This is a genomic window from Coriobacteriia bacterium (assembly GCA_014859305.1).
Lineage (GTDB): Bacteria > Actinomycetota > Coriobacteriia > Anaerosomatales > Kmv31 > Kmv31.
On sequence record JACUUM010000026.1, the window covers coordinates 1 to 22,978 of the forward strand.

Consider the following 22,978-nt stretch of genomic DNA (forward strand, 5'->3'; position numbering starts at 1 on the left):
GACGCCGCGCCGCTCGGAACGACAGCGTCGGGACCCCGGGGAGCACTCCCCGGGGCCCGTCGCATCCCGGGCCCGCCCTTCCGCACGGCGGGGCGAAGGCGGCGTGGGTGGCCTTCCCCTCGCCGGGCCGTAGCGTGTATCATGTATCGGCCCGTCGGGATGTGGCTCAGCTTGGTAGAGCGCTGCGTTCGGGACGCAGAGGTCGTGGGTTCAAATCCCGCCATCCCGACCATCGACACCTCATGCGGCAGGTCCTCAGGGGGCCTGCCGTTCGTCTTACCGGGACTTGGACGCGATGCTCGAGCGCGTGCTGCACCTCATAGGGTTCGGACTCTGCCACCAGCTGCCGGAGCGGTCGTTCTTCGGCGGGGGGCTGCAGGCCCCCGTGTGCGCTCGGGACACCGGGATGTACCTGGGCTTCACGGTCGCCGCGCTGCTGCTCCTGGCGTTGGGGCGGGACCGGCGCCCCTCGGAGGTCCCCCCCTTGCCTGTGGCGCTGGTCGCGGCCGCCTTCGTCGGAGCGATGGCGTGGGACGGGGTCACCTCCTACGCCGGCCTCAGGGCCACCGACAACGACGTGCGGCTCCTGACCGGGCTGATGGCCGGTTTCGCCGCCGCGGCCTACGCGGTCCCGTTCGCGAGGCAGGCGCTCTCGCGCCGCCCCGGACGCGAACGGGTCCTCGGCCGGCCAGTAGAGGCCGTCGCCTGGCTGGCGGGCGTCCCCGCCGCGTTCCTGCTGGTCCGCCTGGCTCTTCCGCTCCTCGGCGCGCTCTACCCGGTGCTCGTCGCGCTAGCGGTGCTCTTCGCGTTCACCATGGTCAACCTCGTGGTCGTCGGGGTGTTCAAGCCGTTCGAGGGCTCGGTCGGGCGGCCCGCGGACCTGTCGGCGCCGCTGGCGCTGGCGTTCGCGCTGACGCTCTTCGAGATCGTCGGGAGCGCCGCCCTGCGGCAGGCCCTCGTGCTCACCCTCGGCTGAGTCGGCGGCGGCCTTCGAGGCGGGGTGACCTGCCGTTGCCGTTGGAGTAGATTAAGGGAGGGCGCCTCGTGGCGAAGGGGAGCGGATGTACACGGAGAAGGACAAGGTCAGGGTCGTCGTCATCACGGAGCACTACCGCATCGAAGGAGACATGCACGTGCTCGCCGGCAGCAGGCTCACCGACTCGCTGAACTCCAAGGTCAAGGAGTTCCTCGCGGTCACGGACGCGAAGCTGTGGAACGCGCGCGACGGCGAGCTGATGTACGAGACCTCCTACATCGCGATCAACCGGGGAGCGATCGACGCCATCTTCCCCGTCGCGTGAGGCGACGCCTCCCTCAGTCCCCCGTGGCCGAGGAGACGACGCCGCCGCTCGCCCGGTCCAGCACCCACACGCGGCGTGACGTGAGCGCGCCCTCCCGTCCTCCCCAAGCCTCGACCAGGATCCAGGCTTCGCTGCCATCCACCATGGCGGCTTCCGCCAGCACGGGGACGGAGCGCGTGTCGAAGGGGAAGGCGGATGTGATGAGGTCGGCGAGAGCTGAGGCGCTGGCGTCGATGGATCGAAGGGCCGCGAGAGCGGCTTGCCGCGCTTCGGGGACCTCGTCCGCCGAGAGGGCGCGAGCGGCGCCGGTGTCGGCGGCTTCCATGCGGCGCAACGCTTCCTCCATGGTGTAGGTCCCCCCGTCGGGAATGTACCGGATACGGGGATCCGCCCTGCAGGCGGTCAACAGGAGCGGCGCCAGGACCGCGACGGCGGCGAGGGCACGGAGGCGCGTGGCGCAGCGGTGCACGTGGTCCTCCACGAACGGCGGGGCCGATACTACGACGGCGGCGACTACTCGTAGGCAAGGATACCAGCCGTCGGCGATGCACGGGAGGCGACGCGAGGAGAGGCGGAGCGAGCGGTGCAACCCCTGGTGTGCTTCGTGTCCGATTTCGGATTGGGCGACACGTGGGTCGGCGTGTGCCACGCGGTCGTCCACAAGGCGTGCCCTCACGCTCGGATGGTGGACCTCGACCACCAGGTTCCGCCCTTCGACGTCCGCAAGGGCTCCGTCGTGGCCGCCTCGGGCGTGTGGCAGCTGCCCGAGGCCATCCACCTCGTGGTCGTGGACCCCGGCGTGGGCGGCGAGCGGCGGGACCTGTGCATGGTGTGCGAGGGTGGGACGCGCCTCGTAGGACCGGACAACGGAGTGCTGATGCCCGCCGCGAGGCGGGCCGGGGGCGTGAAGGCCGCGTATGCCGTCGACCCGGAGCGCATCGACTTCAAGCAGCCGCTCGCGACGTTCCACGCCCGCGACGTGCTGGCGCCGACCGCGGCCGCCCTGGCCTGCGGCGTCGAGCCGGCCTCCCTGGGGGCGCCCGTCGATCCGGCGGATCTGGCCCCCGCGCCGTTCGAGCCCAGCAGGATCGAGAACGGCACCGTCGTGGCCGAGGTGCTCGACATCGACCGCTTCGGGTCGATCAGGATCGGCATCGCCGAGGAGGAGCTCGCCGGCTACGGCCTCGTCTCGGATCGGGTGACCCTCGGGATCGGGCACCTCTCCGTCGAGGTGCCGTTGCGGAGGACGTTCAGCGACGTGGAGAGCGGTGAGCCCGTCGCGCTGGTGGATTCCTCGGGATGGTTGACGCTGGCGCTGAACCGGGCGAGCGCGGGCGAGAGGTACGGCGTGGAACCCGGGGGCGTCGTACGCGTGAGCCCGCACCACTGAGCGAGCGGCGCGGCTTCCCCGTGCCGGTGTCACAGCGGCCGGTTACGCTCCGATCGTCAAGTTCCGAGGAGCGGAAGGGGCCGAGGGGTGAAGCGGCAGTACGTGACGGATCTCGCCGAGGGCGTCCGGGTCGACAGCGAGTTCGTGCTGAGCAGCAAGGAGTTCAGACTCGCGCGCAGCGGAGAGGGCTATCTGGTCGTAGAACTCGGGGATCGCTCGGGCAGCGTGCCCGGGGTGCTCTTCAGGCCCGACCGCCTCGCGTGCGAGATCGCCGCGGGAACGGTGGCGACCGTGCGTGGCGTGCTCACGACGTACCGCGGGCAGCCCCGCGTCTCGATCGAGACCCTCGCCCCGGCCGGGCGGTACCGGCGTGAGGACATGGTGCCGGGCGGCACCCGCGACAGGCGCGAGCTGCTCGCGGAGTTCAAGCGTCTGGTAGCCGCGATCGAGGCGCCCGCGCCCGCGGCGCTCGCCCGCGCCGTCTTCTCGGACAAGGCGTTCCTCGCCGCGTTCCTCGCGTCCCCGTCCTCGGCCGCCGAGGACCATCCCTACGTCGGGGGGCTGCTGGAGCATACCGTCGGCGTCGGCCGCGCGTGCGCCGCGCTGGGCAGGGCCCACCCCGAGGTCGACCCGGACCTGCTCCTGGCCGCGGCGCTCCTCCACGACGTGGGGAAGGTGGACGCGCTCGCCTGCGACACGGCCATCAGGGGGACGGACGAGGGCCGACTGCTGGGGCACGTGGCGCTGGGCCATGCCCGCGTCGCCGCCGCATCTGCCGCGTCCGCCCCGTCCCTCCCGGCGGCCGTCCTGGGGCGGCTGACCCATGCGGTCCTCGCTCACCACGACGGGGCGGGCGGGTCCGGTGTGGAGCCGGTGACGCTCGAAGCGCTGCTCCTGAGGGAGGCGGACCGCACCGACCGCGCCTGTTCGCGGTTCCTCCTCTCGACGCTGCCCGCGGCCCGAGCGGAGGAGGACTGGACGCCCTCCCGCCCGGGGGAGCGGCGCTCGCTCAGCGTACCCGGCCCCCCAGGCCCCGGCGCGGCGTCGCGGGCGTGAGGCCGGCGCGGCGGCGGTCGCGGGTGCGGGGCGGGGATGCACTACAATGGTCGGCGACCTGAGGGCGAGCGGGAAGGGACGCAGGATGGACCAGCGCAACGCGGAGATCGGCGTGTTCGGAGGCAGCGGCCTCTACGCGCTGCTCGAGGGTGCCGAGGAGGTCAAGGTCGAGACACCGTACGGGGCGCCGTCGTCGACAGTGACGGTCGGCGAGGTCGGCGGACGCCGCGTGGCCTTCCTTCCGCGGCATGGCAAGGACCACACGCTTCCTCCGCACATGATCGATTACCGCGCCAACGTCTGGGCGATGAAGTCGATGGGCGTCACGAGGATCATCGGTCCGAACGCGGCCGGTTCCCTGCAGCCGCACGTGAAGCCGGGCGAGTTCGTCGTGTGCGACCAGTTCGTCGACCGTACGTGCGGGCGCAAGGACACCTTCTACGACGGCCCCGTCACCACGCACGTCTCCTCGGCCGACCCCTACTGCCCCACGATGCGGCAGGTGGCCATCGAGAAGGCGGCCGGGCTCGGGATCACCGCCCACCCTCGGGGCACCGTCGTGGTCGTCCAAGGACCCCGCTTCTCCACCCGGGCGGAGTCACGCTGGTACTCCTCACAGGGGTGGGAGGTCATCAACATGACGCAGTACCCGGAGTGCTACCTCGCGCGCGAACTCGAGATGTGCTACGTGAACATCTCACTGATCACGGATCACGATGTGGGAGTCGAGGGAGCGGCGCCGGTGAGCAATGATGAGGTCGTTCGGGTATTCAACGAGAACAACGAGAGAGTGCGCGAGCTCATCTACGCCATGATCCCGGCGCTCCCCGACGTGCGAGACTGCCCGTGCGCCCACGCTCTCGAGGGCGCGAGGTTCTAGGGCGGCGCGCTTCGGGCATCCGGGGGCGAGGAGGACGGATGTTCAACCTGCCTTCCATCCGCATCGGGAGCTTCTTCGGGATCCCGGTGGAAGTGAACGCGACGTGGTTCGCGATCTTCTTCCTGTTCGCATTCCTGCTCGGCTTCACCTACTTCCCGGAGCAGTTCCCCGGGCAGCCGCTGTGGGTGGACATCGCGCGAGGCGTCCTGACGGCCGTGCTCTTCTTCGCGTCCGTGGTCGTGCACGAGCTCTCGCACTCGCTGGTCGCCCGGGCCGGAGGGGTGCGGATCTCCCGCATCACGCTGTTCATCTTCGGCGGGGTCGCCCAGATGGAGGAGGAGCCCAAGACGCCCGGGCGTGAGGCGCTCATGGCGTTCGCCGGTCCCGGGATGAGCCTGCTGCTCTCGGCCGTCTTCTTCCTCGCCTACGTCCTGTCGGCCAACGCGGGAGCTCCGGACCTCGTATGGGCTCCCCTGCAGTATCTCGCGATCATCAACCTCGCCGTCGCGGTGTTCAACCTCATGCCCGGGTTCCCTCTGGACGGGGGACGCGTGTTGCGAGCGGCCGTGTGGGGGGTGACGGGGGACCTGCTCAAGTCCACGCGGTGGGCGAGCAGGGCCGGCCAGTTCATCGGCTACTCGCTGGTCACGCTCGCTGTGGTGGCGTACGTCTTCTTCCAGTCGCTCGACTTCCTGTGGATAGGCCTGGTCGGCTGGTTCATCGCCAGCATCGCCGGGAACGCGTACCGGCAGCAGCTCATCCGTTCGCGTCTCGCCGACGTGACGGTGGGCGGCGTGATGTCGCCGGAGCCCGTCGTCGTCCCGGCCGGCATCACTCTCGAGCGACTGGCGCACGACTACTTCCTGGGCCAGCGCCACAGCCGGTACCCCGTCCGCGACGACGGGCAGGTGGTGGGTCTCATCACGCTGGCCGAGGCGAAGACCGTGCCTCGGGAGCAGTGGGGCGACGTGCTCGTCAAGGACGTCGCCGACCTGGATCTCGGGAGACTCACGGTGCGCCGGAACCAGCCGCTGGACGAGGTGCTCGAGCGGCTCGGTCCGGAGGAGCCGGGCGCCTTGCTGGTCGTGGAGGACGGCGCGCTCACCGGTATCGTCACGCGCTCGGACGTGATCCGCCAGTTGCGGGTCCAGGACGCTCTCGCGCGTTAGAGCGCCCTGCGCCCGAACACGCCCCGCCCGTCGGCGCGGAGCCGGTCGCGCCGATGCCTTGTCGCACTTTGTAACAGTAGTTACTATGGGTGTGCTCCTTTCGACGCGCGGCGCGGCGCCCGACCTCTTGGACCTATGGACGAGCAGGTGAAGGAACGCATACCGGAGGGCGTGATCGAACGCCTGCCCGTCTACCTCGGCGTGCTCATCCAGCTCCGCCAGGAGGGGAACGCCACCGTCTCCTCGGCGCGTCTGGGCGAGCTCACGGACATCAACCCGGCACAGATCAGACGGGACCTCACCCACTTCGGATCGTTCGGCAAGCGAGGGGTGGGCTACGATGTGGTCTCGCTGATCGACCGGATCCAGCGGATCCTCGGATCGGACCACGTCCACCGGCTGGTGCTCGTGGGCGCCGGGAACCTGGGGTCGGCGATCGCCTCCTACAACGGACTGCGAAAGCACGGCTTCATCGTCTCGGCGGTGTTCGACAACGATGCGGACAAGATCGGCAAGCGGATCGGCGAGATGATAGTGCAGCCGATCGAGGAGCTTCCGAGGTACGCCGCGGACCAGGCGACGCGCATCGGGGTGCTCGCGGTGCCGCCGGAGTCAGCGCAGGTCGCAGCGGATATGCTCTGCCAAGCGGGAGTGCGTGTCATACTGAACTACTCTCCGACGATGGTGCGCGTTCCGCCGGAAGTCACCCTGCACAACACCGACCCGGTGCGGGAGTTGCTCCACACCCTGTACTACCTGTCGCGCACCGACCGCGTACGGCCCCCGCGCAACGGTCCGGGGAGCAACGGCGGCGTGGCGAGGCGAGGTCGATGATGGTACCCTACCCCACGGTCGAGACCGCCGGGGGCGCGAGCCGGCGTGAGAGTCTTCGAAAGCAAGGAGGCGTGTGATGAGGATCTTCGGGATGGGCCCGATGGAGATCGCACTCATAGTAGGTGTGATCCTGCTCCTGTTCGGCCCCAAGCAGCTCCCCAAGCTCGCCAAGTCGCTCGGCAAGAGCGCCAAGGCGTTGCGCGAGGGGATGGAAGGCAAGCTCGAGGACGACGACGATGGGGAACTCGAGTCCCAGTCGGCCACGGCGAAGAAGGCGGCCGCTGCCTCGGCCGCCGACGACGAGGAGTAGCGCCTTCCGGAGGCGCTTGTCGCGGCGAGTTCTTCGGTTATACTGTCACCCGTTCTCGGACCGGCGTACCGCCGCGCCCGTCACGCGTGCAGCAGCACGCACCCCCGGCCGCGCTGTGACGCCCTGATGGCCTTTGGAGCAGTTCACGTATGCACAAGGAAGTAGCCCTCACGGCCGAAGGACAGACCCGCCTCGAGGAGGAGCTGCACTACCTCGAGACCGTCAGGCGACGGGAGGTCGGCGAGCGGATCAAGGAGGCCAAGGAGTTCGGCGACATAGCGGAGAACTCCGAGTACGACGACGCGAAGAACGAGCAGGCGTGGGTCGAGAGCCGCATCGCCGAGATCAACCAGATCCTCGCGCACGCCACGATCATCGACAAGCCCAAGAAGAGCGACAAGGTGACGCTGGGCTGCAAGGTCCGGCTCCAGGACACGGAGACGGGCGACGAGCACGTCTACCAGCTCGTGGGCTCCGCCGAGGCCGACCCCACCCACGACAAGATATCGAACGAGTCCCCGGTCGGACAGGCGATCGTCGGCGCCAAGAAGGGCCAGACCGTGAAGGTGGCCACGCCGTCGGGCCGGGTGCTGGAGTACGCGGTCCTGTCCATCACCCGCTAGCCCATGGCGGACGCCGGGCGGCCTGAGAGCGATCGCGAGCCCGGCCCAGGCGTGCCGTCCGGCGCAGAGCGGGTCCCGGACACCGAGGACGCCCGCGCAGCCCGGCGGGCGAAGCTCGACGAGGTCCGGGCGCGGGACGAGGAACCGTACCTGGACCGGTTCGACGTCACCGCGCGCACCGCGGAGCTCCAAGAGAGGTTCGCCGACCTCGCCGACGGCGCGGAGGCCGGGGAGAACGCCTCGGTCGCCGGCCGGCTCGTCGCCCGGCGCGACCAGGGCAGGGTCGCGTTCCTCGTGATCCGGGACGCCACGGGCGATCTCCAGCTCTTCGTACGGCCCGACGTGCTGGGCGCCGAGGCGTTCGAGCGCGCGTCGCGGCTCGACCTGGGCGATTGGGTCGGTGCGACCGGGCAGGTGCTCCGGACCCGCCGGGGCGAACTGTCGGTGTCGCCCACGGAGCTGACGCTGCTCTCCAAGTCGCTGCGCCCCCTGCCGGACAAGTGGCACGGGCTCTCCTCGACCGAGACGCGGTACCGGCAGCGCTACCTGGACCTGATCGTGAACCGCGACGTGAAGCGGACGTTCGAGGCACGTTCCCGGCTCGTCTCGTCGGTCCGCCGCTACCTCGAGGACCAGGGCTTCATCGAGGTCGAGACCCCCATGCTGCACCCGGTGCCCGGTGGCGCGGCGGCTCGGCCCTTCGCGACGCACCACAACGCGCTCGACATGGAGCTGTACCTGCGCATCGCTCCGGAGCTGTACCTGAAGCGCCTGCTCGTCGGCGGCTTCGACCGGGTCTTCGAGCTGAACCGCAGCTTCCGCAACGAGGGCATGTCCCCCAAGCACAACCCGGAGTTCACGATGCTCGAGGCGTACCAGGCCTTCACGAACCTCGAGGGCATGATGGGACTCACCGAGGGGCTCGTGTCCTCGTCGGCCACCGAGGTCCTCGGCAAGACGAGGGTGACGTACCAGGGGGTCGAGCTCGACTTGACTCCCCCGTTCGAGCGGCGTACCCTGCTCGCGCTCGTGGGCGAAGCAGCGGACGAGGAGGTCTCCTTCGCCCGCTCCGCCGAGGAGCTCAGGGGGCTCCTCGAGCGGCACGGGGTGCCGTACGAGGCCTCGTGGGGCAAGGGCAAGCTGGTGACGGAGCTCTTCGAGAAGCTCGTGGAGCCCGATCTCGTGCAACCGGTCTTCGTGACGGACTATCCGCTCGAGACCTCTCCGCTCGCACGCAAGAAGCCCGGCGAGCCGGAGCTCACCGAGCGCTTCGAGCTGATAGTGGCGGGCCGCGAGATCGCGAACGCGTTCTCCGAGCTGATCGACCCCGTCGATCAGCGGGAGCGGTTCGACGCGCAGATGGAGGCGAGGGCCGCCGGCGACGAGGAGACGATGGGCTACGACGAGGACTACCTGCGGGCGATGGAGTACGGCATGCCGCCCTGCGGAGGGCTCGGCGTGGGCATCGACCGCCTGGTCATGCTGCTGACGGACTCGGCGTCCATCCGGGACGTGCTCCTCTTCCCGCACCTGAGACCGGAGGGCGCGGGCCGGGAGTGAGCGGGGTGTGGCCGGCCGGCGCCGGCGGAAGATATGAGTGTCCCGCGCTCATATCGGGCCCCGTTGCCGCCACTGTCCTTGGCACCCCGCTTGCTCGCTGTGCGGCACACCCCCTTCCTCGGCAGGGGTCGTGTCGGGACCGACGGATGCCGAGGTAGAGGGTATACTGTCGACGTGGGAGACGCGGCACTGTCGAGTAGCCGCTCACTAGAGGGAGTCCCCCAGATGTTCGAACGATTCACCGAGAAGGCGCGCCGCGTGGTGGTTTACGCGCAGGAAGAGGCGCGCATGCTCAACCAGAACTACATCGGCACCGAGCACCTGCTGCTCGGGCTCATCCGCGAGCAGGACGGGATCGCCGCCAAGGCGCTCGAGAGCCTGTCGATCTCGCTGGAGGACGTGCACCAGCAGGTCGAGGAGCTCATCGGCCGCGGCACGTACGTGCCGACGGGCCACATCCCGTTCACGCCTCGCGCCAAGAAGGTCCTCGAGCTCTCGCTGCGCGAGGCGCTGCAACTCGGCCACAACTACATCGGCACCGAGCACATCCTGCTCGGGCTCATCCGTGAGGGCGAGGGCGTGGCCGCCCAGGTGCTGCTCAACCTCGGTGCCGACCTCGAGAAGGTGCGCTCCGCGGTCATCCAGCTGCTCTCCGGCTACTACGGCAAGCAGGCCGAGGGCGGAGAGGAGCGCGGGCGCGGCGCGAGCGGCACCGCGACGCTGCTGGACGAGTTCGGGCGGAACCTCACGCGCGCCGCGCGCGAGGGCAAGCTCGATCCCGTCATCGGGCGCTCCAAGGAGATCGAGCGCGTCATGCAGATCCTCTCGCGGCGTACCAAGAACAACCCGGTGCTCATCGGCGAGCCGGGCGTGGGCAAGACGGCCGTGGCCGAGGGCCTCGCGCAGGCGATCTCGCGCGACGAGGTCCCGGAGACCATCTCCGCCAAGCAGCTCTACACGCTCGATCTCGCGGCGCTCGTGGCCGGTTCCAAGTACCGCGGCGAGTTCGAGGAGCGCCTCAAGAAGGTCATGAAGGAGATCCGCGAGCGCGGCGACATCATTCTGTTCGTCGACGAGATGCACACGCTCGTGGGCGCGGGTGCGGCCGAGGGCGCGATCGACGCGGCCTCGATCATCAAGCCCGCCCTCGCGCGCGGCGAGCTTCAGACAATCGGCGCCACGACCCTGGACGAGTACCGCAAGTACGTCGAGAAGGACCCGGCGCTGGAGCGCAGGTTCCAGCCGATCATGGTCGGCGAGCCCTCCGTGGAGGAGACCATCGAGATCCTGAAGGGCCTGCGCGACCGCTACGAGGCGCACCACCGCGTCTCGATCACCGACGCCGCCATCGACGCGGCCGCCAACCTCGCGGACCGCTACATCTCCGACCGCTTCCTGCCGGACAAGGCGATCGACCTGATCGACGAGGCCGGATCGAAGATGCGCATCAAGATGATGACGGCGCCCGCCGGCGTGAAAGAGGTCGAGGAGCGGCTGCGCCAGGTGCGCGCGGAGAAGGAAGCGGCGATCGAGGCGCAGGAGTTCGAGAAGGCCGCGAGCCTGCGCGACCGCGAGAAGCAGATCCTCGCCGAGAAGCGGCGCATGGAGGAGGAGTGGCTCAAGCCCGAGGCGCGCCGGCTGGTGGAGGTCACCGAGAACGAGATCGCCGACATCGTCTCGATGTGGACCGGCATCCCCGTGACCTCGCTCACCGAGGAGGAGACCGCGAAGCTGCTGCGCATGGAGGGCAGCTTGCACGAGCGTATCGTCGGCCAGGACGAGGCGGTCACCGCCGTGTCCCGCGCCATCCGCCGGACCCGGGCCGGGTTGAAGGACCCGGGGCGGCCCGCGGGGTCGTTCATCTTCCTCGGGCCCTCCGGTGTGGGCAAGACGGAGCTGTCGAAGGCGCTCTCCGAGTTCCTCTTCGGCAGCGAGGAGGCGCTCATCCAGCTCGACATGAGCGAGTACATGGAGAAGCACACCGTCAGCCGTCTGATCGGCTCGCCTCCGGGCTACGTGGGCTTCGAGGAGGGCGGCCAGCTCACCGAGCTCGTCCGCCGCAAGCCGTACTCGGTGATCCTGTTCGACGAGGTCGAGAAGGCCCATCCGGACGTGTTCAACGTCCTGCTCCAGATACTGGAGGAGGGACGCCTGACCGACGCCCAGGGTCGCAAGGTCGACTTCAAGAACGCGATCATCATCATGACGTCGAACATCGGCGCCCGCGACATCATCAAGGGCAAGAGCATCGGCTTCGCGATCGACACCGGTGAGACCGGGCTCGCGTACGACACGCTGAAGGAGCGGGTCACCGGTGAGCTCAAGAAGGTCTTCCGCCCCGAGTTCCTCAACCGCGTGGACGAGGTGATCGTCTTCCACGACCTCACCTCCGAGGAGATCGGCTCGATCGTCGACCTGATGATCGGCCGGCTGCGCGAGCACCTCGTCCAGCATGGCATCGGCATCACGCTCGCGCCCGACGCGCGCGAGCTGCTCGCCAAGGAGGGCTTCGACCCCACGCTCGGCGCCCGGCCGCTGCGCCGTGCCATCCAGCGCCTCGTGGAGGACCCGCTCTCCGAGCAGATCCTCGCGGGCCAGTGGAAGGCCGGCGACGTCATCGAGGCGACAGCGGAGGACGGCAGCATCGCCTTCCGGCGCTCCGAGGTGCCCGCTCCCGTGCCGGAGAAGGCGGCCTCGGCCGGAGAGGGCGGCGCGAGCCGGCCCACCATGCCCGGCAGGGGCGGACGCAGCGCCGGCGGCGCGGGTGCGGCCGGCGGCAAGACGGGCGCGTAGCGCGCATGGCGAAGCCCCGGGGCGTATGGCGCTGCCAGCAGTGCGGCAACGCACAGCCCCGGTGGGTGGGTCGTTGTCCCGAGTGCGGGGATTTCGGCACGTACGTCGAGGAGGCCGAGGCGGCGCGACCGCCCCGGCCTCCTTCCTCTCGCGCACGACCGGTCTCGCTCTCGGAGGCGTGCTCGGAACGGGAGCAGCGGCTGGCCAGCGGCATAGCGGAACTGGACCGCGTGCTCGGCGGCGGTCTCGTCGAGGGCTCGCTCGTGCTGATCGGCGGAGAACCGGGAGTGGGCAAGTCCACCTTGCTGCTCCAGGCGGCGGCGGCATACGCGCGGACCGGAGGTGTCCTGTACGCCACGGGTGAGGAGTCGGCCGGACAGGTGGCGAGCCGGGCGGCCCGCCTGGGGGTCGCGTGCCCCGGCGTGATGCTGCTGGCCGAGGCCGACGTCGCCGCCATCGAGGCCGTGGCGCGCGAGCGGCGCCCTTCCGTTCTCGTGATCGACTCCATGCAGACGGTCACGGACCCGGACCTGGCCGGGGCTCCCGGCACCGTGGGTCAGGTGCGGGGCTGTGCGGCCAGGCTGATGCGGCTCGCCAAGGGGGAGAACATCTCCACGATCGTGGTCGGCCACGTCACGAAGGACGGCACGATCGCGGGACCGCGGGCGGTGGAGCATCTGGTCGACGCGGTGCTGTACTTCGAAGGCGACCCCCATCACGCCTTCCGCGTGTTGCGCGGCGTCAAGAACCGCTTCGGGCCCGCCGGTGAGGTCGGCATCTTCGAGATGTCCGCCGAGGGGCTCGACGGCGTGGGGCAGCCCTCCGGCGCCCTGCTCGTGGGGCGGGACGGCGAGGTGGCCGGTTCCGCCGTGCTCGCCGCGACCGAGGGCTCGAGGGCCCTGCTCGTGGAGATCCAGGCGCTCGTCACGCCGGCCTTCCTGCAGGTCCCCCGCCGGCTCGCGGTCGGCGTCGAGTCCGGCCGCCTCCTGCAGACGCTCGCAGTGCTCGAGCGCCGGACGGGCCGCTCCTTCGGCCGGCACGACGTGTACGTCTCGGTCGCCGGAGGCGTGCGGCTGGCCGAGCCCGCCGCCGACCTGCCGCTCGCGCTCGCGCTCGCCGGCGCGCTGGCGGACGAGCCGCTGCCGGCCGGACTGGTCTCCTTCGGTGAGGTCGGCCTCACCGGCGAGGTCCGCCCGGTCCCCCGCGTCCCCGACCGGTTGCGCGAGGCCGCGGCGATGGGCTTCTCCTCGGCCGTGGGCGGCGCACCCGCCCGGTCCGAGATGCCCGAGGCCGTCTCGCTGACCCGCGTGCGCACGGTCGGCGAGGCGCTGGAAGCGGCCGGGATCGGCTCCGGCGCTGCCGGATGTCACGGCGGAGTGGCACAATCCCCGTAGAGGTCGTGTCGAAGCGGAGGACGGGGGCCGGGTGGAGAGGGAGACCCAGGACCTGATGCGGTCGGCGATGGCCCGCGTGTCGCCGGGGACGCCGCTGCGCGAGGGCATCGATCACATCCTGTCGTCGGGGACCGGGGCGTTGCTCGTCATCGGGGACGTGCAGCACGTGCTCGTCTTGTCCAACGGCGGTTTCCGGATCGAGAGCCCTTTCACGCCCGAGCGGCTCTTCGAGCTCGCCAAGATGGACGGGGCGATAGTCATCGACGCCGCGGTGGAGCGCATCCTGTTCGCGAACGTCTTCCTCGTTCCCGACCCGGAGCTGCCGACGAGCGAGACCGGGATGCGGCACCAGGCCGCCGAGCGGGTGAGCCGTCAGACCGACGCGCTCGTGATCTCGATCTCGCAGCGCCGGGACGTCGTCAGCCTGTACCTGGGCGGCGAGAAGCTGATCCTGGACGACCTGGAGGTGCTGCTGGCCAAGGCGAACCAGGCGCTGCAGACGCTCCAGCGCTTCCGCGCCCGCCTCGACGAGGTCTCCGGCCGGCTGATGGCGCTCGAGTTCGAGGACCTGGTCACGATCAACGACGTCGCGGGGGTCATCCGGCGCTTCGAGATGCTGCAGCGCGTCGCGCGCGAGGTGGGGCGTTACATCCTGGAGCTCGGCAGCGAGGGCCGTCTGCTGCGGATGCAAGCCGAGGAGCTGACTCTCGGCGTCGAGGAGGACTACCTGATGCTGCTGCGGGACTACGCTCCCGACGACAACCCGAGGAGGCTCTCCACGCTGAGGAGCCGGCTGGCCCACCTGCCCGCGGAACGGTTGCTCGAGAGCGAGGCCATCGCGGGCGCGCTGGGTTACTCGGCCGGCTCGCGGGTGACCGAGGAACACGTGCATCCCCGGGGCTACCGGCTGCTGCGGAGGATACCGATGCTGCCGGCGACGGTCATAGGGCGGCTCGTCGACCGGTTCGGCTCGCTCTCAGGCATCGTGCACGCGACCGAGACCCAGCTGGACGACGTCGACGGCGTGGGTGCCCGGCGCGCCAAGGCGATCGTGGACGGCGTGCGACGGATGCGCAGGGAGGTGTCGTGAGCGGCCGTCGTCGAAGGGGGTCGCAGCGCCCCGGCGGCGAGAAGCTCCGTGATAGAATCCGGACAGGACGGCCGTGGCAGGCCGCCGGGTGTCGTCGAGAGGCAAGGGGGTGGAGGGGGCGCGGGACATGCCCGCGCCGCCGGCTGGAGGGATGATCACACACGCTACCCGTTTCGTTCTCCTCACCGCGGGCGGGTTCGGCGGGTTCGCGATCGCCCGGCTCGCCGTTTGGACGGAGCAGACGCCGTTCTCTCCTGAACACGTCATCTTGATATTCGTCATCCTCGGCTGCTCCATCGGTTACATCTTAGGCGGGATCGTCGGACGCGAGCTCGAGACGGCCTATTGCCGTGCCGAGGAGCGCCTGCAAGACCTGCTTCCAACGGACCTGGTGCTTGCGGCCACCGGTCTGGTGACGGGACTGGTCGTCGCGCTGCTCGTCTCGTATCCGCTGCGGTTCGTCTCGCCGCCCTGGCTCGCCTTCACGACCACGGGGGCGCTGCTGTTCGTCGCGGCCTACGTCGGCATCAGGGTCGGGCTCGTGAAGCGCGTCCAGGTGGCCGCGGCGTTCCCTCGGCTGAACGGGGACAAGGACAGACCCGATGCCGCCCGCCCCAAGTACCTCGACACCAGTGCGGTCATCGACGGCAGGTTCGTGGAGCTGCTGCGCAGCGGCTTCCTCGAGGGACCCGTGAAGGTCCCGCGATTCGTCGTCGCGGAGTTGCACACGCTAGCCGACTCGGCCGACGACATCAGGCGCGCGCGGGGCCGCCGCGGGCTCGACCTCCTCGAGTCGCTGTCCTCCACGGACTCCGGCTTGGAGCTCCTAGAGGTGGACTACCCCGAACTGGCCACGGTCGACGACAAGCTGGTGCGGCTGGCGGCGGACTCGGGCGGCTCGATCGTGACCGTGGACTACAACCTCTCCAAGGCCGCGCGCGTGCGCGAGGCGGGTGCGCTCAACGTCAACGAGCTCGCTCAGGCCCTGCGTCCGACCCACCTGCCGGGCGAGACGCTCCGCCTAACGATCGTTCGCGAGGGCAAGGAGTCGGACCAGGGCGTCGGGTACCTGGAGGACGGGACGATGGTCGTCGTCCAGGGCGGACGGGAGCGCATCGGCTCGGAGGCCGAGACGGAGGTCACCTCCGTGCTGCAGACCTCCGCCGGCCGCATGATCTTCTCGAAGCTGAAGGCGGTCTGATGCCGCGGTCCGCCCAGCCCTTCGGTGCGGTGGTGGTCGCGGGCGGGTCGGGCGAGCGGTTCGGCGCTCCGGGGGGGAAGCAGTTGGCTCCGGTCGGCGGGCGGCCCCTGCTCGCTCGAACGCTCGAGGCGCTGTCCTCCGCCGAGGGTCTGAGGCATCTGGTCGTCGTGACCCACCCGGACCGGACGGAGGAGTACCGCGACGCGCTGCGCGCGGACGGGGTGCTGGATCTCTCTGGCGCCGTCGAGGTCGTTCTCGTGCCCGGCGGGGTGCGGCGGCAGGACTCCGTGGCCGCCGGCTTGGCGGTCCTGCCGCCCGAGACCCCGGTCATCGCCGTGCACGATGGGGCACGCCCGGCTGTCGACCCCGGTCTCCTCACCCGCGCGGTCGACCGGCTGTCCGAGGACGCCGGTCTGGACGGGGTGGTCGTGGGCCACCCCGCGTACGACACGATGAAGGTCGTCGACGGCCTCACCGTCGACTCGACGGCCGACCGCTCCAGGCTCTGGCATGCCCAGACGCCGCAGGTGTTCCGCGCCGAGGCGCTGAGAGGCGCGTACCACCGGGCGGTCCGGGAGGGGGTCGAGGCCACCGACGACGCCGCGCTCGTGGAAGCGGCCGGCGGGCGGGTCGAGATGATCCTCGGCCCGCGCCACAACCTGAAGGTGACGGTGCCCGAGGACCTCGCGCTCGTGGAAGCGCTCCTCGGCGAGAGGGGGCCCGGCTTGGGCCTGAGGATCGGCATCGGCTACGACCTGCACGCGCTGGTGGAGGGACGCCCTCTCGTGATCGGCGGCGTCCCCGTCCCCTTCGAGATGGGGCTCGCGGGGCACTCCGACGCCGACGTGCTCGCCCACGCGCTCATGGACGGGATCCTCGGGGCCATGAGGGCCGGCGACATCGGCGCGCACTTCCCCGAGACGGACCGGGCCTTCGCCGGGATCTCGAGCCTCGAGCTTCTGGGTCGCGTGGGAGAGATGATGGCCGAAGGGGGGTTCGAGCTGCTGGACGCCGACTGTGTCGTGATGCTCGAGCGGCCCCGCATCTCCCCGTACCGGGATGCGATGAGGGTGGCGATGGCGGACGTTCTCGGCGTGGGCGCGGCGCGGATCGGCGTGAAGGCGACCACGATGGAGGGGCTGGGCTCGATAGGACGCGGCGAAGCGGCTGCCGCCGAGGCCGTCGTGCTGCTTCGGGCGCGAGGCCGATGACCGAGCGCCTCCGCTTCTCACCCTCACCCAGCGGCGGCCTCCACATGGGAGGAGCCCGAACGGCGCTGTTCGACTGGCTCGTCGCCAGGCGTGCCCGCGGGTCGTTCCTGCTGCGTATCGAGGACACCGACCGCACTCGTTCGACCGCCGCGGCGGAGGCCGCGATCCTCGCCGACCTCTCGTGGCTCGGGCTGGACTGGGACGAGGGGCCGGACATCGGCGGGCCGCACGCGCCGTACAGGCAGTCGGAGCGGGCAGAGCTCTACGAGCGGACACTGCTCGAGCTCCGCGCCGCCGGCGCGACCTACCCCTGCTTCTGCCCGCCCGAGCTGCTCGAGCGACAGCGCGCCGAGGACGAGGCGGCGCGTCGCCCCCCCCGCTACCGTGGCACTTGCCGCGTGCTGAGCGCCCGAGAGGCGCGTGGCCGGATCGAGGCCGGAGAGGCCGCCGCATGGCGCTTCGCGGTACCTGAGGGCCGTACCGTCGAGTGGGTGGACGGAGTGCACGGGCGCATCGCCTTCGCGGCCGCGGATATCGGCGACTTCCTGCTCGTGCGCTCCGACGGCAGGGCCCTGTACGACCTGGCCTGCGTGTCCGACGACGCGGCGATGCGCGTCACGCTGGTGCTGCGCGGCGACGACCACGTCCCCAACACTCCCCGTCAGCTGCTGCTCTACGAAGCGCTCGGCCGCACTCCGCCCGCCTTCGCCCACCTTCCGCTCGTGATCGGCGCCGACGGGGCGCCGCTGTCGAAGTCCGCGGGGGACGGAGGCATCGGGGAGCTGCGCGGGGCGGGATACCTGCCGGAGGCCGTGATCGACCACCTGGCCCGCCTGGGGTGGTCGGACCCGCTCGACCGCCCCGCCCTCACCCGCGACGAGCTGCTGGCCACCTTCGAGCTCGCTCGGATCTCGCCGGCCCCGCCGCGGCACGACCCGTCACGGCTGCGTGCCCTCAACGTGCTGCACCTGCGCGCCCTGCCTCCTTCACGGCTCGCCGCCGCGATCAGGCCGCACCTTCCCCCGCTGCCCGGCTGGTTCGACCTGGGGGCCTTCGCCGAAGCGGTGCGAGGCGAGCTCGAGGTGGCCTCCGACGCCCGCGATCAGGCCGAGCGGCTCGTGTCCCCTCCGCCGGCCGACGAGGAGGCTCGGCGAGCCCTCGCCCAGGAGCGAGGGGCGCACGCCGTCAGGGACGCCCGCGACGTGGTCGCCGCAGCCTCGCCGTTCGAAGGCGAGGCCGCCTTCCGCGCGTTGCGCGAACGGCTCGCCGGCGAGGACGCGCGCCGCGCGCTGCCGGCCGTGCGCGCGGCGCTCACCGGTCGCGTGCACGGGCTGCCGCTGCCCGTGGTGTTCTCCCTGCTCGGGAAGGGCAGGAGTCTCGAGCGGCTCACCCGCGCGGCCGCGGCGGCGGGAATTGACAGCCCACGTGACGGGAATGGATAGTAGGTCGCACGACCGGTGCTTCCAGCCGGTCCCGACCGGCAAGCAGGAGGGCCACCCCCCATGTTCGCCCGCATCCGCGACGACATACGGGCCGTGCGCGAGCGCGACCCCGCCGCCACCTCCACGTGGAGCATCCTGCTCAACTACCCGGGGCTGCACGCGATGTGGGCGCACAGGATCGATCATCGGCTGCACGTCGCCGGGCACCGGGGGCTGGCGCGCTTCCTCAGTCAGTGCGCGAGGTTCTTCACCGGCATCGAGATCCACCCGGGCGCGACGATCGGGGACCGTTTCTTCATCGACCACGGCATGGGCGTGGTCATCGGGGAGACGACGGTGATCGGCGACGACGTCACCCTGTATCAAGGCGTCACGCTGGGGGGGACGGGCAAGGAACGCGGGAAGCGGCATCCTACGCTCCAGGACCACGTCGTGGTCGGTGTCGGCGCGACCGTCCTCGGCGACATCACCCTCGGGCGCGGTTCGAAGGTCGGAGGGGGAGCGGTGGTCATCAACGACGTGCCTCCCAACTCGACGGTTGTGGGCGTGCCCGGGCGCGTCGTCGTCCGCGAGGGCAGGAAGGTGGAGGCCATCGACCTGCACCACGAGGACCTGCCCGACCCCGTGGTGGAGATGTTCCGCTGCATGCAGCGGCGGATGGATCGCCTGGAGATGCGAGTGTCCGCGGCGGAGGACCGCGCCGAGGAGCGTGGCGCGGTGGCCAGCGGCGGAGGCGAGGCGGCGGAGGCCACCTCCTCGGCGAGCGAGGCCGAGAGCTGCGAGCTGTGAGGACGCGGTCATCCTGGACGGGAGGCCGGGCTGTGACGAGGGGGGAGGGCGCATGACCATCCGCGTCCACGACACGCTGAGCCGGGCGAAGAGGGATCTGGTGACCCGGGACGAGGGCCGCGTCTCCATGTACGTCTGCGGGCCCACCGTCTATAACCACATACACATCGGCAACGCCCGGACGTTCCTCACGTTCGACGTGATCCGCCGCTACCTCGAGTACCGGGGGTACGAGGTGGACTTCGTCCAGAACATCACGGACATCGACGACAAGATCATCGCTCGGGCGGCCGAGGAAGGCATCCCCGCCGAGGAGGTGGCCGCCAAGTACACGATGGCGTTCCTGGAGGCGATGGACGTCCTCGGCGTCGCCCCGCCGACGTCGCGCCCCCGCGCCACACGTACCATCCGCGAGCAGGTCGCCATGATCGAGCGCCTCATCGAGGGCGGCCACGCCTACGCCGTGGACGGCGACGTCTACTTCTCGGTCCGCTCGTTCCGCGGCTACGGCGAACTGTCCGGTCGCGACATCGACGAGCTCGAGTCCGGGGCGCGCGTCGACGTCGACGCGCGCAAGGCCGACCCGCAGGACTTCGCCCTGTGGAAGGCGGCCAAGCCCGGCGAACCGAGCTGGGAGAGCCCCTGGGGGCGGGGCCGTCCGGGCTGGCATCTTGAGTGCTCCGCCATGGCCGAAGCGGAGCTCGGGAAGACCTTCGACATCCACGGCGGCGCCAGCGACCTCATCTTCCCGCACCACGAGAACGAGCGCGCGCAGTCGGAGGCGGCCTTCGGTGTGCCGTTCGTGCGCTACTGGCTCCACGGAGGCCTGCTGCAGGTGAACGCGGAGAAGATGAGCAAGTCGTTGGGCAACTTCATGCTGCTCAAAGAGGTGCTCTCCGCGTACCGCCCGCAGGTCGTCCGCCTGCTGATGCTGCAGACCCACTACCGCAGCCCGCTCGACTTCTCGCCGGACCGGCTCGACGAGGCGAAGGCCGCATGGGAGCGGCTCGAGAACCTGCTGCGCAACCTGCGTTGGGCGCGCGGGGCCAAGCGCGAGGGTGAAGGCGCCCCGGAAGAGGACCGAGAAGGCCTTCGAGGGGCCGCCTCGGACGCGCGCGCCAAGTTCGAGGACGAGATGGACGACGACTTCAACGCTGCGGGAGCCGTCGCCGCCGTGTTCGAGTTGGCCAGGGCGGCCAACGTCTTCATGTCCGAGCACCAGGCGCGGCTCTCCGAGGCGGACGTCGGGGCGCTCCGCGAGGCCGAGGACGAGATCGGCGAGCTCCTCGGCGTCCTCGGGGTCGACGTGGCCCCCCAGCCGGAAGCGGCCCTGCCCTATGAGCTGGTCGACATGGCGCGGGACCTGGCGGGGTACTCCGGTACGGACAAGCAAGAGGCCCTCGCGGCGCTCCTCGCGGCGCGCGCGGCGGCGCGCACGGAGCGCCACTGGGCCGCCGCCGACGCCGTCCGTGACGGGCTGGCGTCGCTGGGCTTCGTCATCGAGGACACCCCCGGCGGCTCGCGCGCGGTCTTCCGGCCGGAGGGGTGAGGCGGTGGGTGAGGGGCGCCGAGGAGGAGCCCCGCAGGGCTCGCCCCCCGCGACGATCGAGGGCAGGAACCCCGTGCTGGAGGCGCTGCGGTCCAGCCTGCCTGTCTCCCGTGTGACCTTCGCGGCCGGGCTGCGGCCCGACCGCACGCTGGACGAGATCGAGCGGCTCGCCGCAGAGGCGGGCGCGGTCGTGACGCGGTCTCCGCGGGAGGCGCTCGACCGGCGGAGCGAGCGGGGCGGCCACCAGGGCGTGATCGCCGAGGTCGCTCCTTACGTCTACGCGGAGCTCGACCCGGTCCTGACATCCGCCGAGGGGTCGGCGACGAGCCTGCTGGTCGCGCTGGACCACGTGCTGGACCCCGGCAACCTCGGCGCGGTGGCACGTAGCGCGGAGGTCGCCGGCGCCGGTGCCCTCATCGTCCCCCGCCGGCGCAGCGCGCCGGTGACCGCCGCCGCCCACAAGGCCGCCGCCGGCGCCCTGGCCTACCTGCCGGTCGTGCGCGTGACCAACCTCGCCAGGGCTCTGAAGGAGGTCAAGCGGCACGGCTACTGGGTGGCCGGCGCCAGCCAGGACGCGGAGCGCACGGTGTGGGAGTCGCCGATGGAAGGGCGGCTGTGCATCGTTCTGGGCGGCGAGGGGACCGGGCTCTCCAGGCTGGTGGAGGAGACGTGTGATTTCACCGTCCGGCTGCCGGTCGCCGGCCGGGTCGACTCGCTGAACGTGGCCCAGGCGGCGACCGCGCTCGCCTTCGAGTGGGTCCGGCGCACGGCGCAGGGGTCGTGAGCACGATGGCAGCCCTGCCCTGGCTGATCGTCGACGGGTACAACGTCATCGGCTCCCGGCTCCCGATGCACGAGCTCGAGGCCGAGGACCTCGACGCCGCCCGAGAGCGGCTGGTCGCCCGCGTGGCCGCCTTCGCGCACGGAAGGTACCGCGCGGTCGTCGTCTTCGATGCCGCGGGCAACCCGCGCTCCGACGGGACTCCGCGGCACGTCGTCGGGGTCGCCGTCATCTTCACGCGGGCGGGTCACCAGGCCGACGAGGTGATCGAGGGTCTCGCGCGACGGGCACGCGAGCGCGGCGAGGCGGTGACGGTGGCGACTTCAGACGCGGACACGCAGTGGACGGTGCTGGGGGAGGGAGCGCTGCGGATGTCCGCGCGCGAACTGGAGCAGGCTATGGACGAACGCGCGGGGTCGGGGGCGGGCGAGGCGAGGCTCGGTAGCGCCAGGGCCGCCATCGGGGAGCGCGTGGACGCCGAGACGAGGCGGCGACTGGCGATGTGGGCGAGGGGGCGGGCGTAGCGACGCCGTGACCGGCGACTTCGTTAGTTCTCGCCGGAAGTCGTTCGCTCATGCGCGAACCTGGTGCTGGGGCGCCCTTCCAGTCAGACTTCTTCAGCTTCGTGTCCATTCGTTGACAGTTAGCGATTCGTGCGTTTATGTTCAAACTAGCCTCGAACCTCACGCCTCGCTACGGCGATGCTCCCCTCGGATCAAGCGCCTAGGGGTAGTCGCGGAGGGAAAGTGAATGCCGGCACAAACGGGGATGCTGCGCTCCAAGAACGTCTCGCGAGACGTCGAAATGGCTCTGGTCCTAGCCGCACAGGGAGGTGACGAGCGCGCGAGTCGCCGGCTGATCGAGCGGTACAAGGGTTTCGTCAGGTGCAAGGCGCGCTCCTACTTCCTCGCCGGGGGTGACAAGGACGACGTCATCCAGGAGGGGATGATCGGCCTGTTCAAGGCGATCCGCGACTACGACCACGCCCGTCAGTCGAGCTTCCGCTCCTTCGCCGAGTTGTGCGTGACCCGTCAGCTCATCACCGCCATCAAGACGGCCACGCGGCAGAAGCACACCCCCTTGAACGGATACGTCTCGCTGTCCCGCTCCACGTCGATGGAGGAGGAGGGTGAGCGGCTGCTGTCCGACATCCTCGCCGCCAAGGAGGTCTGCGACCCCGCCGAGATCGTCATCTCGGCCTGGGAGCGCGCCTACATCCGGCAGGGTTTCGCCGAAGCGCTGTCGCCCTTCGAATCCCAGGTGCTGCGCCTGTACGTGGAGGGCCGCTCGTACCAGGAGATCGCAGAGCACCTCGGCCGCCACGTGAAGTCGGTGGACAACGCCCTGCAGCGCATCAAGCGCAAGGTAGAGGTGCAGATCCGGCGCTGCCAGGCCTGCTGAGGCCGGGCCCGTCCAGTCGCCTCGTCGCCGCGGCACGCCCGCGCGCGTCCCCGACACCACGGCCTCGCGCGCCGCTGGCCCCCTCGGCCCGCGCCCCGTACAATGTGCCGCGAGCCGGCGTAGCTCAACGGCAGAGCAACGGTTTTGTAAACCGTAGGTTGCGGGTTCGACTCCTGTCGCCGGCTCCATAGACCACCAGGACGC

Annotated in this window: 22 protein-coding genes and 2 tRNA genes; 23 read left to right on the top strand and 1 reads right to left on the bottom strand. The window is 70.7% G+C overall.

Annotation, left to right across the window (positions count from 1 at the left end):
• Positions 1-155 precede the first annotated feature (155 nt).
• The 3 genes from IBX62_06035 (at position 156) to IBX62_06045 (ending at position 1,301) form a co-directional block, all read left to right on the top strand.
• Positions 156-232: transfer RNA gene (locus IBX62_06035), tRNA-Pro, on the top strand.
• 63 nt (positions 233-295) lie between these two features.
• The gene (locus tag IBX62_06040) at positions 296-976 is read left to right on the top strand and encodes a DUF2085 domain-containing protein (GenBank protein ID MBE0476638.1); all 681 of its coding nucleotides are present in this window, start codon (positions 296-298) and stop codon (positions 974-976) included.
• An 85-nt stretch (positions 977-1,061) separates the two neighbouring features.
• Positions 1,062-1,301, top strand: a complete 240-nt coding sequence (locus tag IBX62_06045) for a hypothetical protein (protein ID MBE0476639.1) — start codon at positions 1,062-1,064, stop codon at positions 1,299-1,301.
• A 13-nt stretch (positions 1,302-1,314) separates the two neighbouring features.
• Here the strand turns inward: IBX62_06045 and IBX62_06050 are convergent, their stop codons facing one another.
• The gene (locus IBX62_06050) at positions 1,315-1,770 is read right to left on the bottom strand and encodes a hypothetical protein (GenBank protein MBE0476640.1); all 456 of its coding nucleotides are present in this window, start codon (positions 1,768-1,770) and stop codon (positions 1,315-1,317) included.
• Positions 1,771-1,884: 114 nt separating this feature from the next.
• Between IBX62_06050 and IBX62_06055 the strand changes: the two genes are divergently transcribed.
• The 20 genes from IBX62_06055 to IBX62_06150 all read left to right on the top strand — a co-directional run bounded on the left by IBX62_06055 (position 1,885) and on the right by IBX62_06150 (position 22,962).
• The gene (locus IBX62_06055) at positions 1,885-2,691 is read left to right on the top strand and encodes an SAM-dependent chlorinase/fluorinase (GenBank protein ID MBE0476641.1); all 807 of its coding nucleotides are present in this window, start codon (positions 1,885-1,887) and stop codon (positions 2,689-2,691) included.
• An 87-nt stretch (positions 2,692-2,778) separates the two neighbouring features.
• A complete protein-coding gene (locus IBX62_06060; protein MBE0476642.1) occupies positions 2,779-3,747 on the top strand; it encodes an HD domain-containing protein in 969 nt (322 codons plus the stop codon).
• Positions 3,748-3,832: 85 nt separating this feature from the next.
• The gene (locus IBX62_06065) at positions 3,833-4,627 is read left to right on the top strand and encodes an S-methyl-5'-thioadenosine phosphorylase (GenBank protein ID MBE0476643.1); all 795 of its coding nucleotides are present in this window, start codon (positions 3,833-3,835) and stop codon (positions 4,625-4,627) included.
• Positions 4,628-4,665: 38 nt separating this feature from the next.
• Positions 4,666-5,796 carry a site-2 protease family protein gene (locus IBX62_06070; protein ID MBE0476644.1) on the top strand — a complete coding sequence of 377 codons (1,131 nt, stop codon included), beginning with the start codon at positions 4,666-4,668 and terminating at the stop codon, positions 5,794-5,796.
• Between the two features lie 147 nt (positions 5,797-5,943).
• Positions 5,944-6,630, top strand: a complete 687-nt coding sequence (locus IBX62_06075) for a redox-sensing transcriptional repressor Rex (protein MBE0476645.1) — start codon at positions 5,944-5,946, stop codon at positions 6,628-6,630.
• Positions 6,631-6,706: 76 nt separating this feature from the next.
• Entirely contained in the window at positions 6,707-6,940 is a 234-nt protein-coding gene (tatA, locus tag IBX62_06080; GenBank protein ID MBE0476646.1) for a twin-arginine translocase TatA/TatE family subunit, read from the top strand.
• Positions 6,941-7,089: 149 nt separating this feature from the next.
• Positions 7,090-7,563, top strand: a complete 474-nt coding sequence (greA, locus tag IBX62_06085; GenBank protein MBE0476647.1) for a transcription elongation factor GreA — start codon at positions 7,090-7,092, stop codon at positions 7,561-7,563.
• A 3-nt stretch (positions 7,564-7,566) separates the two neighbouring features.
• A complete protein-coding gene (lysS, locus tag IBX62_06090) occupies positions 7,567-9,123 on the top strand; it encodes a lysine--tRNA ligase (protein MBE0476648.1) in 1,557 nt (518 codons plus the stop codon).
• A gap of 225 nt (positions 9,124-9,348) precedes the next feature.
• On the top strand, positions 9,349-11,916 hold the full coding sequence (locus IBX62_06095) for an ATP-dependent Clp protease ATP-binding subunit (protein MBE0476649.1): 2,568 nt from the start codon (positions 9,349-9,351) through the stop codon (positions 11,914-11,916).
• Positions 11,917-11,921: 5 nt separating this feature from the next.
• Complete coding sequence (gene radA / locus IBX62_06100) at positions 11,922-13,310, top strand: DNA repair protein RadA (protein MBE0476650.1); 1,389 nt, start codon at positions 11,922-11,924, stop codon at positions 13,308-13,310.
• 55 nt (positions 13,311-13,365) lie between these two features.
• Positions 13,366-14,400 carry a DNA integrity scanning protein DisA gene (gene disA, locus IBX62_06105; GenBank protein MBE0476651.1) on the top strand — a complete coding sequence of 345 codons (1,035 nt, stop codon included), beginning with the start codon at positions 13,366-13,368 and terminating at the stop codon, positions 14,398-14,400.
• Between the two features lie 151 nt (positions 14,401-14,551).
• Positions 14,552-15,601 (top strand): TRAM domain-containing protein, encoded by a 1,050-nt coding sequence (locus IBX62_06110; protein MBE0476652.1) that lies wholly within the window; start codon positions 14,552-14,554, stop codon positions 15,599-15,601.
• The gene (gene ispD, locus IBX62_06115) at positions 15,601-16,812 is read left to right on the top strand and encodes a 2-C-methyl-D-erythritol 4-phosphate cytidylyltransferase (protein ID MBE0476653.1); all 1,212 of its coding nucleotides are present in this window, start codon (positions 15,601-15,603) and stop codon (positions 16,810-16,812) included. Before IBX62_06110 ends, ispD begins: the two co-directional genes overlap by 1 nt.
• Complete coding sequence (locus tag IBX62_06120) at positions 16,809-18,254, top strand: glutamate--tRNA ligase (GenBank protein MBE0476654.1); 1,446 nt, start codon at positions 16,809-16,811, stop codon at positions 18,252-18,254. The genes ispD and IBX62_06120 overlap by 4 nt, the downstream gene beginning before the upstream one ends.
• A 60-nt stretch (positions 18,255-18,314) precedes the next feature.
• Entirely contained in the window at positions 18,315-19,043 is a 729-nt protein-coding gene (gene cysE, locus IBX62_06125) for a serine O-acetyltransferase (GenBank protein ID MBE0476655.1), read from the top strand.
• 52 nt (positions 19,044-19,095) lie between these two features.
• Entirely contained in the window at positions 19,096-20,592 is a 1,497-nt protein-coding gene (locus tag IBX62_06130) for a cysteine--tRNA ligase (protein MBE0476656.1), read from the top strand.
• 55 nt (positions 20,593-20,647) lie between these two features.
• Entirely contained in the window at positions 20,648-21,376 is a 729-nt protein-coding gene (gene rlmB / locus IBX62_06135; GenBank protein ID MBE0476657.1) for a 23S rRNA (guanosine(2251)-2'-O)-methyltransferase RlmB, read from the top strand.
• Positions 21,373-21,897 (top strand): NYN domain-containing protein, encoded by a 525-nt coding sequence (locus tag IBX62_06140; GenBank protein ID MBE0476658.1) that lies wholly within the window; start codon positions 21,373-21,375, stop codon positions 21,895-21,897. The genes rlmB and IBX62_06140 overlap by 4 nt, the downstream gene beginning before the upstream one ends.
• A gap of 226 nt (positions 21,898-22,123) precedes the next feature.
• A complete protein-coding gene (sigH, locus tag IBX62_06145) occupies positions 22,124-22,774 on the top strand; it encodes an RNA polymerase sporulation sigma factor SigH (GenBank protein MBE0476659.1) in 651 nt (216 codons plus the stop codon).
• Between the two features lie 113 nt (positions 22,775-22,887).
• Positions 22,888-22,962: transfer RNA gene (locus IBX62_06150), tRNA-Thr, on the top strand.
• Positions 22,963-22,978: the final 16 nt, after the last annotated feature.